This window comes from Mycobacterium sp. IS-1590 (assembly GCF_001500025.1).
GTDB lineage: Bacteria > Actinomycetota > Actinomycetes > Mycobacteriales > Mycobacteriaceae > Mycobacterium.
In genome coordinates, this window is the sequence record NZ_LQIW01000009.1 from 43,913 (window position 1) to 56,556 (window position 12,644).

General features: G+C 66.0%; 15 protein-coding genes. 11 read left to right on the forward strand and 4 right to left on the reverse strand.

What is annotated here, in order from left to right:
- The first annotated feature begins 7 nt into the window (after nucleotides 1-7).
- Genes AU197_RS08310 through AU197_RS08320 form a run of 3 tightly spaced genes read left to right on the forward strand, consistent with a single transcriptional unit; the run spans nucleotide 8 to nucleotide 2,067 of the window.
- Entirely contained in the window at nucleotides 8-427 is a 420-nt protein-coding gene (locus AU197_RS08310) for a rhodanese-like domain-containing protein (RefSeq protein ID WP_064402062.1), read from the forward strand.
- Nucleotides 424-1,650 carry an O-succinylhomoserine sulfhydrylase gene (locus AU197_RS08315; RefSeq protein ID WP_064402063.1) on the forward strand — a complete coding sequence of 409 codons (1,227 nt, stop codon included), beginning with the start codon at nucleotides 424-426 and terminating at the stop codon, nucleotides 1,648-1,650. The genes AU197_RS08310 and AU197_RS08315 overlap by 4 nt, the downstream gene beginning before the upstream one ends.
- Entirely contained in the window at nucleotides 1,651-2,067 is a 417-nt protein-coding gene (locus AU197_RS08320; RefSeq protein WP_064402064.1) for a hypothetical protein, read from the forward strand.
- A gap of 76 nt (nucleotides 2,068-2,143) precedes the next feature.
- Here the strand turns inward: AU197_RS08320 and AU197_RS08325 are convergent, their stop codons facing one another.
- Nucleotides 2,144-2,995 (reverse strand): SDR family oxidoreductase, encoded by an 852-nt coding sequence (locus AU197_RS08325; RefSeq protein ID WP_064402065.1) that lies wholly within the window; start codon nucleotides 2,993-2,995, stop codon nucleotides 2,144-2,146.
- Nucleotides 2,996-3,116: 121 nt separating this feature from the next.
- On the opposite strand from AU197_RS08325, the gene AU197_RS08330 reads away from it, so the two are divergent.
- From AU197_RS08330 to AU197_RS08340, 3 genes are read left to right on the forward strand one after another with little or no spacing between them, the layout of a single operon-like run.
- The gene (locus AU197_RS08330; protein ID WP_064402109.1) at nucleotides 3,117-3,635 is read left to right on the forward strand and encodes a GNAT family N-acetyltransferase; all 519 of its coding nucleotides are present in this window, start codon (nucleotides 3,117-3,119) and stop codon (nucleotides 3,633-3,635) included.
- 54 nt (nucleotides 3,636-3,689) lie between these two features.
- The gene (locus AU197_RS08335) at nucleotides 3,690-3,968 is read left to right on the forward strand and encodes a hypothetical protein (protein ID WP_064402110.1); all 279 of its coding nucleotides are present in this window, start codon (nucleotides 3,690-3,692) and stop codon (nucleotides 3,966-3,968) included.
- A gap of 35 nt (nucleotides 3,969-4,003) precedes the next feature.
- Nucleotides 4,004-4,666 (forward strand): GntR family transcriptional regulator, encoded by a 663-nt coding sequence (locus AU197_RS08340; RefSeq protein WP_064402066.1) that lies wholly within the window; start codon nucleotides 4,004-4,006, stop codon nucleotides 4,664-4,666.
- Nucleotides 4,667-4,689: 23 nt separating this feature from the next.
- Here the strand turns inward: AU197_RS08340 and AU197_RS08345 are convergent, their stop codons facing one another.
- A complete protein-coding gene (locus AU197_RS08345) occupies nucleotides 4,690-5,118 on the reverse strand; it encodes a hypothetical protein (protein ID WP_064402067.1) in 429 nt (142 codons plus the stop codon).
- A gap of 268 nt (nucleotides 5,119-5,386) precedes the next feature.
- Here AU197_RS08345 and AU197_RS08350 point away from each other — a divergent pair, with 268 nt between their 5' ends.
- The 3 genes from AU197_RS08350 (at nucleotide 5,387) to AU197_RS08360 (ending at nucleotide 8,235) form a co-directional block, all read left to right on the forward strand.
- Entirely contained in the window at nucleotides 5,387-5,977 is a 591-nt protein-coding gene (locus AU197_RS08350) for a sigma-70 family RNA polymerase sigma factor (RefSeq protein WP_197415490.1), read from the forward strand.
- 84 nt (nucleotides 5,978-6,061) lie between these two features.
- On the forward strand, nucleotides 6,062-6,973 hold the full coding sequence (locus tag AU197_RS08355) for a helix-turn-helix transcriptional regulator (protein ID WP_231744863.1): 912 nt from the start codon (nucleotides 6,062-6,064) through the stop codon (nucleotides 6,971-6,973).
- Nucleotides 6,974-6,981: 8 nt separating this feature from the next.
- Nucleotides 6,982-8,235, forward strand: coding sequence for a condensation domain-containing protein (locus AU197_RS08360; protein ID WP_064402069.1), 1,254 nt, complete (start codon nucleotides 6,982-6,984; stop codon nucleotides 8,233-8,235).
- Nucleotides 8,236-8,318: 83 nt separating this feature from the next.
- Here the strand turns inward: AU197_RS08360 and AU197_RS08365 are convergent, their stop codons facing one another.
- Nucleotides 8,319-9,473: an acyl-CoA dehydrogenase family protein gene (locus AU197_RS08365; RefSeq protein ID WP_064402070.1), complete on the reverse strand. Its 1,155-nt coding sequence runs from the start codon at nucleotides 9,471-9,473 to the stop codon at nucleotides 8,319-8,321.
- A gap of 157 nt (nucleotides 9,474-9,630) precedes the next feature.
- Entirely contained in the window at nucleotides 9,631-10,368 is a 738-nt protein-coding gene (locus tag AU197_RS08370) for an MBL fold metallo-hydrolase (RefSeq protein WP_064402071.1), read from the reverse strand.
- A 55-nt stretch (nucleotides 10,369-10,423) separates the two neighbouring features.
- On the opposite strand from AU197_RS08370, the gene fgd reads away from it, so the two are divergent.
- Both fgd and AU197_RS08380 read left to right on the forward strand, forming a co-directional pair.
- Complete coding sequence (gene fgd / locus AU197_RS08375; RefSeq protein ID WP_064402072.1) at nucleotides 10,424-11,425, forward strand: glucose-6-phosphate dehydrogenase (coenzyme-F420); 1,002 nt, start codon at nucleotides 10,424-10,426, stop codon at nucleotides 11,423-11,425.
- A gap of 75 nt (nucleotides 11,426-11,500) precedes the next feature.
- Nucleotides 11,501-12,640, forward strand: coding sequence for a glycosyltransferase family 4 protein (locus tag AU197_RS08380; protein ID WP_064402073.1), 1,140 nt, complete (start codon nucleotides 11,501-11,503; stop codon nucleotides 12,638-12,640).
- The last annotated feature ends 4 nt before the right edge of the window (nucleotides 12,641-12,644 follow it).

Sequence of the window (12,644 nt, forward strand, 5' to 3'; positions counted from 1 at the left end):
AACGACCGTGAGTTACGCCGGAGACATCACGCCCGAAGAGGCTTGGAAGCTGCTGACCGGCACCCCCAATGCGGTGCTGGTGGACTGCCGCACCGACGCCGAGTGGCGCTTCGTCGGCGTCCCCGACCTGTCGTCGCTGCAGCGCGAGGTCGTGTTCATCGAGTGGAACCGCACCGACGGCACGCACAACGACGCGTTCGTCGCCGACCTCCGGCGCGAGATCGGCGACACCGGTGCCGACGTGGGCCCGGTCGTCTTCTTGTGTCGCTCCGGCAACCGGTCGATCGGCGCGGCCGAGGCCGCCACCGAGGCCGGGATCGGGCCGTCGTACAACGTGCTCGACGGCTTCGAGGGTCACCTCGACGAGAACGGGCATCGCGGCAGCACCGGGTGGAAGGCTGTCGGACTTCCCTGGAAGCAGTCATGAGTCCCGATTCTGAGAACACCATCCCGTCCGTCCGCATACCCGCCGAACTGCCGCAGGGAGTCAGCCAGGCGACCATCGGCGTGCGCGGCGGGCTGTTGCGATCGGAGTTCGAGGAGACCGCCGAGGGGCTGTTCCTCACCTCTGGCTATGTGTATGCGTCGGCCGCCGACGCCGAGAAGGCGTTCACCGGTGAGATCGATCGCTATGTGTACTCGCGCTACGGCAATCCGACCATCTCGATGTTCGAGGAGCGGCTGCGGCTGATCGAGGGTGCGCCCGCCTGCTTCGCCACCGCGACGGGCATGGCGGCGGTGTTCACATCGCTGGGGGCGCTGCTGGGCGCCGGTGATCGGTTGGTCGCCGCGCGCAGTCTGTTCGGGTCGTGCTTCGTGGTGTGCAACGAGATCCTGCCGCGGTGGGGTGTGGAGACGGTGTTCGTCGACGGCGACGACCTCTCACAGTGGGAAAAGGCCCTCTCGGTTCCCACGCAGGCGGTGTTCTTCGAGACCCCGTCCAACCCGATGCAGTCGTTGGTGGACATCGCCGCGGTCTCTGAACTCGCGCACGCCGCGGGGGCGAAAGTGGTGCTGGACAACGTGTTCGCGACCCCGATCCTGCAGCAGGGTTTCCCGCTGGGCGCGGACGTCGTCGTCTACTCGGGGACCAAGCATCTCGACGGACAGGGCCGTGTGCTCGGCGGCGCGATCCTCGGCGACAAGCAGTACATCGACGAGCCGGTGCAGAAGCTGATGCGCCACACCGGGCCCGCGCTGAGTCCGTTCAACGCGTGGACACTGCTCAAAGGGCTGGAGACGCTCGCGGTGCGGGTGGACTACCAGAACGCGTCGGCGCAGCGAATCGCGGAGTTCCTTCAGTGCCACCCCGCGGTGAGCTGGGTGCGCTATCCGTTCCTCGAGTCGCACCCGCAGTACGACCTGGCCAAGCGCCAGATGACCGGCGGCGGAACGGTTATCACGTTCGAGGTCAAGGGCGGGACGAAGGAACGCGCGTTCGAGGTGCTCGACAAACTGCGCATCGTCGACATCTCCAACAACCTCGGCGATGCCAAGTCGCTGGTCACCCACCCGGCGACCACCACCCACCGCGCGATGGGTCCGGAGGGTCGCGCCGCGATCGGATTGGGCGACGGTGTTGTGCGAATCTCGGTGGGCCTGGAGGGAACCGACGATCTGCTCAACGATCTCGATCAGGCGTTGCGCTGAATGTCCAAGCGCAGCGACGCGAAGAAGGCCCGCCGCCGCAAGCGCCAGGCCGTCCGCAACGAGCGTTGGATTCCCGACACGGTGATGGACGCGCTGACCGAACAGACCGCGACGGCGGCGGTGCTCGAGGCATTCGACGCGCGAATCACCGAGCGCGGCTGGGTGTTCGACGACGAGCTCTCCGACGAGGAGTCCGCGCTGTGGTTCTATCCCCCGTCGCAGGCCGCGGTGTCCGACGAAGATCTGGTGTCCGTCACCACGGTCGTGCTCACCGCTGAGGACGACGCGGACGTCGCGCACGTGGTGTTCGTCGGCACGGCCGACGACTACCAGTTCAACTTCGACGAGCTGTTCGAGTGCCTCGATGTAGTCGAGGCATACCGGTTGGGCGATCCGGCACCGACGTTCCCCGTCTGAGAACCCGCCGAGCGCTCAGCCCGGTACGGTCTGTTGCACATTTCCGTACCAGGTTGCGCGCTCGGCAGGAGAAGAGTCAGTCCTCGACGACGCCCTGCGCGGTGCGCGCCCGGTCCTCGTACTTCTTGCGCGCGGTCGAGTCGAAATCGAGGAACACCCGGTCCAGTCCGAGTTTGTTGTTGAGCCAACGACGCCCGCGCGGGCCGAGCATCTGTGCGGCCTGAGCGGTGAAGCGGAGCGGGGGTGGCACCGAGACGTGGGTTTTCGGCTTGTCGAGCGTTTTGACGATCGCCGCCGCGATGTCCTCGGGCTCCACCGGTTTGATCGCACCGCCGCTCTTGGTGCCCGAGATCAACTCGGTGTTGGTGAACGGCGGCATGATCACCGAGACGTCGACATTGTGTTGCGCGACCTCGTCGGCGAGCGCGGCGGTCAAGCCCACCACACCGAACTTCGCGCCCACGTACACGACCTGACCGGGCACCGGGATCAGCCCCGACAGCGAGGCGATGTTGATGATGTGTCCGCTGCGCCGCGCGATCATGTCCGGCAGCACCAGCTGACAGCCGGTGATCACGCCGTAGAGGTTGACCTCGAGCGTGGACCGGATCGACTGCTCGGTCTCGTCGACGAACGGTCCGATGGGCATCACGCCGGCGTTGTTGATCAACACGTCGATGCGTCCGCCGCCTTCGGTGCGGGCCTTGTCGAGGAACGTCGCGAACGACTCCCGGTCGGTGACGTCGAGCGGATAGCCCGACGCCTGCCCCAGGTTGCCCAACTGGGCGACGGCCGATTCCTGCAGCGCCACGTCGCGGTCGCCGATCACCACGCGGGCACCACGCGCCAGCAGCGCCTTGGCGGTCGCGAAGCCGATACCGCGGGCGGCACCGGTGATCACGATGGTCTTGCCCCTGATGTTGTCCATGCGGCCGAACTTTACACGTGTCAAGTTTGGTGGGGAAGTCGCGATTGCCGGATCAGGTCGCCCCGGGGGGCGGGGCTGGAATGGATGCGCGCGATTCGCGTTGAACAGTGAGGTGAAACCCGTGTCGACCCAGCTCAGGTTTGTTGCCGTCCGCCAGGACGACCCCTTGGCCGAGCCGTTGCTGGCCGAGTTGGCGGTTGAGTACTCGCAGCGCTACGGCTTCCCCGAGGACACGGTGAGCGGGTGGCTTCGGCGACATCCGGCCGACGCGTTCGCCCCGCCCGACGGCGACCTGGTGGTCGGGCTGGTCGGCGACCGGCCCGTCACGGGCGGCGCCTTTTGCCGGTTCGACGACACCACCGCCGAGCTGAAGCGGATCTGGACCGACGGGCGGCACCGTCGCCAGGGCCTGGCAAAGGCGCTGCTCGTCGAACTCGAGGCCCGGATCGTCGGGCGCGGCTATCGGCGGGTCTACCTGACCACCGGCGACCGCCAACCGGAAGCCGAGGCACTGTATGTCTCCGCGGGATACGAGAGGCTGGCCGAACCGCTCCCCGCCGAGGGCGATGTGTTCCCGGTCGCGTTCGTGAAGGAACTCGGGACAGCTTCGCGAGGTGTCGGCGGTCGTAGCCGGCTATAGGCTGTCCGTCAGGTGTCGCGGACACCGGGGGTGAAGGTGGCGTTATCGCAGACGATGGTGGGCTGGTTGCTGGTTGCTGCCGGTCTGCTGACGTTCTTGTTCGGGATGGCCTCGCGAGTGTTCATCGGGCGGCGACGCGAGACGAAGGCGGTGCGGATCATGGTGCACACCTTCCGCCGGACCGGGGTGGCGCGCGTGCTGTTCGGGCGGTTCGAGAGCGATGTGCTCGACGACGACGAGCTCGATGCCATGATTTTGATGCCGACTGTCGTGATCGCGTCCGGACTGTGTCTGACCGCGGTCTTTCTACTCGGCTACCAAAGCCTGGTGTGAACGCCTGTAGCCCCTCACGAGATACGATATTTTGCATGCCGGTTCCCGCGGAAAGTGGAAGACACAAGCGGTCCCTGCTGCGAGAGCAGGCCTACGTGTCCCTGCGGGACGCCATCATCAACGGGACCTTCCTGCCGGGTGAGAAGCTGCGCGACGTCGAGCTCGAGGAGTGGCTCGGCGTCAGCCGTACACCGATCCGCGAGGCGATCGGGCGACTCGAGGCCGCCGGCCTGGTGCACACCACGCCGGGCCGATCCACCGTGGTCTCGACGATCGAACGAAAGAAAGTCCTCGACGCCCAGGCCGTCGCCGCTGCCATGCACGCGCTCGCCGTCCGCACCGCGGTGCCGTTGATGGGAAGTGCGGAGATCAAGGCGATGACGAAGGCCAACAAGGACTTCGCCGAAGCGTTTGCCGCCGGCGACGCCGAAGCCGCCGTGCGAAGCGACGATGAGTTTCACGGAGTGGCCGTCGAGGCGAGTCGCAACGACACCATCAAATCGGTGCTCGAACAGGTCACACCCGTGCTGCGCAGACTGGAATTCCTCCGCTTCTCATCTCTGACCGGCCGGGAGTCGATCTCCCAGCACAAGCGGATCATCGAACACTGCCGACGAGGCGATGCCGCCGCGGCAGCCGAAGCGACACAACGGAATTGGGAAACACTGGCATCACTCGTCGATTTCGATACACCGTGATGTCTGCAGCGGCGCCACGACCATCACAGCGCAGCGAATGCCGCCGCGAGCCGGTGGACGAGATCACCTGCGTTTCCGTGATACAGCGGACCCCGTCCGTCCGACAGAATTCGCCGCAGTCGAGCCATGCCCATGGCGTCGACGCTGTGCGGGGCGTGTAATCGCAGGGTGATCGCGTCGATCAGGTCGGCCGACGCCCTGACATTCGCGCGGTGAATCTTCGACCCTCCGGGCGCGCGGTCCGACCGACTCTGCTCGACAATCCGCCGCAGTACGCGAGCGACCGCGTGACGCTCGCGTACGGACCGGATACGAGCGGAATGGAGGGCGAGCGCACTGCCGGCATGAGGGATCGCCCCGACCGCAAGCTGCTGGTCCAGCCTCTTCGCGCACAGGCGCGCCACCAGGTGGGCCGTGACCGTCGGAACTTCGATGACGCTTCGAGGATGCATACGAACTCCGTGCTCTTGATTTCGGTAATGCCCTGGAAGACGGTCGAAGTCGCGCTGCGGTTCATACCTGTGAGGCGCGTCACCTGAGGGTCGGGGCTCCCGGGCACTCGGAGGCCCTGGTTACCCCCGGTATGTACTGCCAGCATTGCGGCAGGGGATGTTCGCGGCGCTCCGTAAACCTTCCGTAGTGCAATGTGCAATATATTGGATGTTGCCAGCGTTCTTCACGCAGACGCCAACCGCGTCGCATGCCCCGATCGAGGACTCCATGAAACTGACACCCGATGAGGACGCCGAGCGACGTTTCGTCCGCGACGTCATGCCGCACTTCGACTACCTGCGCACCAAGGCGCGGGCGATGACAAGAGACCGCGCGGACGCCGAAGACCTGGTGCAGGAGACAATGCACAAGGCCTACGTCGGTCTGGGGACGTTTCAGACCGGCGGCAACATGCGCGCCTGGCTGCACCGCATCATGTGCAACGTGTTCGTCGACAACTACCGAGGCGCGAAGCGTCGGCCGCCGATGTGGTTGATCGGCGACCTTGCGTTCGAGGTCACGCAATCCGAAACCATGCCGGCACGCCCCGAGGCGCGGTCGGCCGAAGCGCACGCACTGGAATCGCTACCCGGCGAGGTCACCTGCGCGGTGCGGGCGCTTCCCGAGGACTTGAAACTGACCGTCTTCTACGCCCATGTAATGGAATACCCCAATGTCGAGATCGCGGCGATCCTCGGTATTCCGGTCGGCACGGTGGCGTCCCGCCTGCACCGTGCACGAAAACGGCTACGAGAACTGTTGACACGCCAGCCCTTCGAGTATGTCCCGGGCGCCGAATCATCGTCGCGGACCGGATGACGCATCTGATGCAGCGCGCGGCCGCCGACCGGCGCCCCGGCGAGGATTCTGAACCTTTCCCGATCGGGTGCCGTTGCACTACTCGTGTCGCACTTGTCCGCGGGTCCGCTCGCGCAGTTCCTCCGTCATCAGCGTGCTCGGCGGCGACCCGAGGAGGTCGGCATCAACGGGGCCGCGGGCCTGCGGCGTGTTCCAGGTCTTCGGCGCGAGGAAGTGGCCGCTCGCGCCGGTATCAGCGTCGAGTACTACAGCCGCCTCGAGCAGGGCCGGGTCACCAACCCGTCACCGGCCGTTTGTGAAGCCCTCGCTCGTGCGCTCGCTTTCGACCAGAGCGAGACACGCCACCTGCTCGAGTTGGTCAACCGGAGCAGTTGGTGCAGCAGCCAGGGCGACCCAGCCATGCCCGACGGCTTCCGCACCCTGGTCACCAGCCTCCCGGTGCCTGCCGTCGTCCAGAACCGGTACACCGACGTGTTATCGGCGAATCACGTTGCCTGCCAGCTATTTCGAAACCTGTATGTCGGTGGGAACCGTATCCGCTCGATCTTCACCGATCCTCACGACCGTGCGATGTTCGTCGACTGGGACCGGGCAGCGGCCAACTGCGTCGCGCAGTTCCGGTGGGCGATCGGGGCCGACATGGCCGCCGAGCGACCGACACAGCTGATCTCCGAATTGGCGACCGCCAGTGAGCATTTCCGCCGGTTCTGGTCGTGGGGCGAAGTCGACGACGCGCCGATGAGCCCGGTTCGGTTGCGTCATCCCGAGTTGGGATCGCTCGAGCTCTTCACCGAGAAGCTGCACATCGCAGGCACCTGCGGTCTCGCTTTGATGGTGTACCACGCCGCGCCCGGCTCGGCGTCGTGGGCGGCGCTGAACCGGTTGCGCGGCAGCGGCACCGAAGGAGGCTGTGATCTGAAGCTCACAATCGAACGATCGGCAGCAGGTGACCGTAAAGCTCTGTGTCCGAACGACGTGAGCGATCTGGAGATGTGATGTCGAGTATGAGTACGACCGAGGGCGTGGTGTCATCCAACGGCACGCTCGTGCGGCCGATTGGCGCAACCGAGCGGCTCTTCTACCGCTACAGCGAGGCCAATCCGACGCACTTCCTGCTCGTCGCGGAGTTCGACTCGAGCCTGGCAGAGGAGCGAGTGCGCAGGGCACTGCACGCGATTCAGCGGCGCCATCCCCTCCTTGCCGTCCACATACACGATCACCCCGTGTCACGCCTCGGGTTCTATCGGCGCGACGATGTCGCGCCCATTCCCTTGGCCGTCCGGCACGCGACTGACGCCTCGTGGCAGACGGTCGCGGCCGACGAGTTGGGCAGGCCGTTCGACCGGACCGCCGCACCGCTGATCCGCGCCACGCTGCTGCGGAGTCCCTCGGCATCGACATTGCTGTTGACCTTCGATCACACGATCGCCGACGGGGTTTCGTCTGTGCGGGTGCTGGAGGACCTGGTGGCCGCGCTCAACGACCAGCCGGTGGAGCCGGGGCCCACCCCGCGGACGGTGGAGGATCTGCTCGTCCAGCACGTGCGATCGTCCGATCTGGGGTTTGACGCTGACCGCGATGCCAGAATGGCGGAGCCGTCGACGCTTCGGAGGTTCGACGGGACGCGTCCTCGCGTGTACGCCGTCAGCCTTTCACGAGACGACACTGCGCGATTGGTAAGGCGCTGCCGTGATGAACTGACCACCGTGCACGCGGCGCTGCTGGCCGCAGCCTCCTCGGTGCGCAGCCGCATGCACGGTGAGTCGTTCGTGCGCTCGCTGAGTCCCATCGATGTCCGCAAGCTGATAGGCGACCCAGATGACTGTGCGATCCGTTTCAGCTGTACCACAACGGGTTTGGCGGCTGACGACGAGCGGCCCTTCTGGACTCGCGCTCGCGCGATGACCGCTGAGCTCAGCGCGGCGCGCTCTGCAGCCGGCGTGCTCGCGGCATCGGCCGCGGTGGCCCAGGCTATCGGCACCGACGCCGATCGAGCCGACGCGGAAGATGTGTTCACCCGGCAGTTGCCGTGGGAGCTCTTGATGACGAACCTTGGGCGGCAGCAAATCGCGCGTACCGGCCCGCTCCACCCGACCGCGCTTTGGGGACCGATCGTGCAATCACAGACCGCGGGTGAGTATGTCACCGGAATCGTGACCTATGAGCGGCGTTTGCGGATGGTCGCCGTCGGATATCAGCCGACCGGCTATTTCCTCGACGGCATCGTCGCGGCACTGGAGGACGCCGTCGGCGGTTAGCGATATCGTCGACCCAGCGCGCGTTCTCGTCGACAACGGCCCGCCCGTGCGGTCGGGGCGCCAGCGCGACTTGATTCGCCTGCCTACATCGTCGCGGCGCTGGCCGGGCGGTGCACCAGGATGCGACCGGTCGACTCGAAGGACGTATCGCTGACCTGAAAGTGCGCCGAGGCGGTGAACGCATCACGCAGGTGCCGTTGCAGCGGAGCGTCGTCGTAGATCGCGCTGGCGCCCGCGAGGTCGTATACGGTACGTACGACATCGGTGGCTGTCCGGACGCTGTGGGTGGCCGCAAGGCGGAGCTGAATCCGATCATCGGCGGTGAGCGCATCGGCTTGGCTTGCCGTCCAAGCGTTCTCGATCGCCTGATAGAACAGTGCGCGGGCCGACCGCAAGGCCGCCTCCGCGGCGGCGACCGCACCCTGCACGGTCTGGCGCTCGGCGAGTGTGCGTGACGATCCGCCAACCTTCTTCGTAGTCGCCAAACCGATGAAGCCGTCGATCGCTGCGCGCGCGTTGCCGAGCGCCGCCGCGGCGATGCTGCACGCGAAGAACCCGAAGATCGGGAAGCGGTACAGCGCACGGTTGATCAGCGGCCCGTCGGTCAGGGAGAGCACCCGGTCGTCGGGCACGAACACATCGGCTGCAACGGCGTCGTCGCTGCCGGTTCCGCGCAAGCCCAGAGTGTGCCAGGTATCGATGATCTCGAGATCCGCGACGGGGATGGCCACCACCGAGTGCTCGGGACCCTCGTCGACGATGCATCCACCAAAGAACATGCCGGAGTGGTTGATTCCGCTGCAGAACTGCCACCGTCCGGTGACCTTCACCCCTCCGGGCACGCGTTGTGCCCTGCCTCGCGGTGCCCAGACACCAGCGGCGACGCCGATTCCGTTGCCGAAGAATGTGGTTCGGCTGCTCTCGGGCATATACGCCTGCAGGAGGCTGCTTGCGGTCGCGATCGAGACGCACCATCCGACCGACGCATTGCCGCGAGCGATCGTTTCCGCGCACCGCAGCGACGTGCCGGGGTCGAGTTCGAGCCCGTCGGTCTCGATCGGTGCGCCCGCGCGCAGCAATCCGGACACGGCGAGTTCGGTGAGCACCTGGTTGGGTAGTCGCCGGTGGCAGTCGATGACGGCGGCCAAGCTCGCGGCAGTGTCGGCGATGCGTGTCGCGGTGACTTGCAGGTGCTCCGTACCGTTGGTGGGCAGCACTGCGGCATGGGTGTAGGTCATCGGGGCCTCGCTGATCAGAAATATCGAGAACCGCCGAGGGGCGGTTCGCCAACTGGTTCATGCGTTGAACCACCAAACGCGCTTTGTCATCACTGGGCGGTCGGATGGCTCTGAGGACAACGACGACTGCGGACGCCGAATGGTTCGATCGAATAGTTCAGCTTTTTGCGGCGGCTCGTTCGGCCGCGTCGCGAATCGACCCGCGCCATACCGGGCCGTGCCCGGGCAACAGCACCTCGGCGTCCAGCAGGCCGAGCGCGGACAGGCTGCGTACACAACCGTCCTGGTCGTGGTTGAAGAGCCCGGGCAAGAGCTGCGGCCCTCCGCGTGTCGACAGCGGGTGCCCGGTGACCAGCGCGTCGCCGCTCACCAGGACGCCGTCGACCAGAAATGAACAGTGACCGCCGGTGTGGCCCGGTGTCGGAATGGCCATCGGCTTGCCGGGCAGAGTCGCCGCCACCTGCTCGGTCAGGGCCTGCGCGGTGGGTATGCCGTCGCGCACCATGGCGCCCTTGCGGGTGATCGCCACCGACCAGGTGAGATAGCGCGGCCGCCAGATGTGCTTGGCGATGTCGGCCGGAGAGGCTTGTTCGAGGTACTCCCGCTTGGCGTGGCCCACCTCGGCGGCGTGGCAGTAGACCGGAGTGCCGTATGACTTCGCGAACCAGATCGCCGAGCCGAAATGGTCGATGTGGGCATGGGTCAGCAGAATTGCGCGCAGATCGTCGACCCCGAAGCCGAGCTCGCGCAGCGATGCGAGCACGTCGTCGCGGCTGCCGGGGAACCCCGTGTCGATCAACATGACGCCGGCCCCGTCGGCCACGAGAGTCCAGTTGACGAGCTCGGTGAACGCGAAATGGACGGTGTCGGTGATGGCGCTCAAGCGTGCTGCCATGCCGCGAGTCTAGGCAAGGGAGTAGAAACGAGTCGTGGCTGAACTCAAACCTGGATTGAAACTGGGCTACAAGGCGTCGGCGGAGCAGTTCGCGCCGCGGGAACTGGTCGAGCTGGCCGTGGCGGCCGAAGAGCACGGCATGGACAGCGCGACCGTCAGCGATCACTTCCAGCCGTGGCGCCATGAGGGTGGCCACGCGCCGTTCTCGCTGGCGTGGATCACCGCGGTCGGGGAGCGCACCAAGAACCTCATCCTCGGGACGTCGGTGCTGACCCCGACGTTCCGGTACAACCCCGCGGTGATCGCACAGGCGTTCGCGACCATGAGCTGCCTGTATCCGAACCGGATCTTCCTCGGCGTGGGCACCGGGGAGGCGCTCAACGAGATCGCCACCGGCTACGAGGGCGACTGGCCCGAGTTCAAGGAGCGCTTCGCTCGGCTGCGGGAGTCGGTCAGGCTGATGCGCGAGTTGTGGCTGGGTGACCGCGTCGACTTCGACGGCGAGTTCTACCGCACGAAGGGCGCCTCGATCTACGACGTCCCCGAAGACGGCGTCCCGGTGTACATCGCCGCGGGCGGGCCGGTGGTCGCCAAGTACGCCGGCCGTGCCGGTGACGGGTTCATCTGCACCAGCGGCAAGGGGGAGGAGCTCTACAAGGACAAGCTGATCCCCGCGGTGCGCGAGGGTGCCGAGGCCGCCGGACGCGACCCCGACAGCATCGACCGGATGATCGAGATCAAGATCTCCTACGACACCGATCCCGAGTTGGCGTTGGAGAACACGAGGTTCTGGGCGCCGCTGTCGCTGACCGCCGAACAGAAACACTCCATCGACGATCCGATCGAGATGGAGAAGGCCGCCGACGAGCTGCCCATCGAGCAGGTCGCCAAGCGCTGGATCGTCGCATCGGATCCCGACGAGGCCGTCGAGAAGGTCAAGGACTACGTCGACTGGGGGCTCAACCACCTGGTGTTCCACGCCCCAGGTCACGATCAGCGCCGGTTCCTCGAACTGTTCCAGCGAGATCTCGAGCCTCGTCTGCGTCGTCTGGGCTGATCCGGCGCGGCAGCGCACCCCGGCCAGGTACGATCAGGCCTCCATTGGGGATTCGATGCGTCGAGGGTGGAATGAATGAGCGAATTTGGTTCGCTCGCCCACGATGAAACGACGTCATTGCGGTTGGCTTTTCTGACCGAGCTCTACTATCCGAGTGTCGGAGGCCAGGAGATCTTTTTCCAGGAACTGGCGGAGGCGATGGTCCGGCGGGGGCATTCGGTCGACGTCTTCTGTATCGGCCACGTCGCCGGTCTACCCGACCGCGAGATCATCAACGGAGTGCATCTGCACCGAAAACCGAACAGCGGCCGCTACAAGAACCCGGTGGTGCCTGCGCTGCGCCGCGCCTGGTCGAACATCCTGGTGTACAGCGCATCTGTACGGCGCCTTTCGTCACGAGAGTCATACGACTTCTACCTGTTGAATCAGTGGCCGCTGATGCATGTCGCCGCGCTTCCTCGGAAGGCGCGCGACCGCAGCGGGATCCATTGGTGCGAAATTCGCCAGGACCGAATCCTAAGGACCCTGCAGAAGGCATTGCCCCGGATGGTCCGGGCCAACTTTGCCGTCAGCGGAGCTGTCGCTACCGCGATCGAGAAGCAATCGGGCCAACGTCCGGTAGTTGTGCTGCCCAGCGGAATTCAGCTCGAGCGCTACCGGCGAGCGCCACGAACGGAACGGACAGGGGTCCTCTATGTCGGGCGCCTTGCGCCCCACAAGAACCTACCGCTGCTGATCGACGCGTTCGCGATCGCGGCCGAACGCGGCCTCGCCGGCGATCTGAATATCGCCGGTGACGGACCGGCACGCGGCGAGATCGAGGAGTATGCCCGCCGCTCGAAGGTTGGCGGACGGATACACGTACTCGGTCCGGTCAGCGAGGAGCAAAAGCTCGAGCTCCTGTCCACAGCGGTGATCTTCGCGATGCCGAGCCGCCGCGAAGGCTTCCCACGGGTGATCACTGAAGCGATGGCGAGTGGGCTGCCTGTGGTGACCGCCCGGTTCCCAGAGAACGGTGCGCAGAATGTGGTGGCCGAGTACAACGCCGGAGTTGTGTGTGGCACCGAGCCGGCCGATTTCGCCGACGCGCTGCTCGCCGCCGAAAGTAAGTGGGACACTTTCTCGTCGGCGGGCCTGGTTGCTGCGCGGGACCTGGACTGGTCGGGCATCGCTATGACGCTCGAGAAGAGGGTGCGAGAGGTCAACGATCGTTGAGGAC

Coding starts and splice junctions, on each gene's coding strand:
- AU197_RS08315 (WP_064402063.1), top strand. CDS start 424: ATGAGTCCCGATTCTGAGAACACCATCCCGTCCGTCCGCATACCCGCC.
- AU197_RS08320 (WP_064402064.1), top strand. CDS start 1,651: ATGTCCAAGCGCAGCGACGCGAAGAAGGCCCGCCGCCGCAAGCGCCAG.
- AU197_RS08325 (WP_064402065.1), bottom strand. CDS start 2,995: ATGGACAACATCAGGGGCAAGACCATCGTGATCACCGGTGCCGCCCGC.
- AU197_RS08335 (WP_064402110.1), top strand. CDS start 3,690: ATGGTGGGCTGGTTGCTGGTTGCTGCCGGTCTGCTGACGTTCTTGTTC.
- AU197_RS08340 (WP_064402066.1), top strand. CDS start 4,004: ATGCCGGTTCCCGCGGAAAGTGGAAGACACAAGCGGTCCCTGCTGCGA.
- AU197_RS08345 (WP_064402067.1), bottom strand. CDS start 5,118: ATGCATCCTCGAAGCGTCATCGAAGTTCCGACGGTCACGGCCCACCTG.
- AU197_RS08350 (WP_197415490.1), top strand. CDS start 5,387: ATGAAACTGACACCCGATGAGGACGCCGAGCGACGTTTCGTCCGCGAC.
- AU197_RS08360 (WP_064402069.1), top strand. CDS start 6,982: ATGAGTACGACCGAGGGCGTGGTGTCATCCAACGGCACGCTCGTGCGG.
- AU197_RS08365 (WP_064402070.1), bottom strand. CDS start 9,473: ATGACCTACACCCATGCCGCAGTGCTGCCCACCAACGGTACGGAGCAC.
- AU197_RS08370 (WP_064402071.1), bottom strand. CDS start 10,368: ATGGCAGCACGCTTGAGCGCCATCACCGACACCGTCCATTTCGCGTTC.
- AU197_RS08380 (WP_064402073.1), top strand. CDS start 11,501: ATGAGCGAATTTGGTTCGCTCGCCCACGATGAAACGACGTCATTGCGG.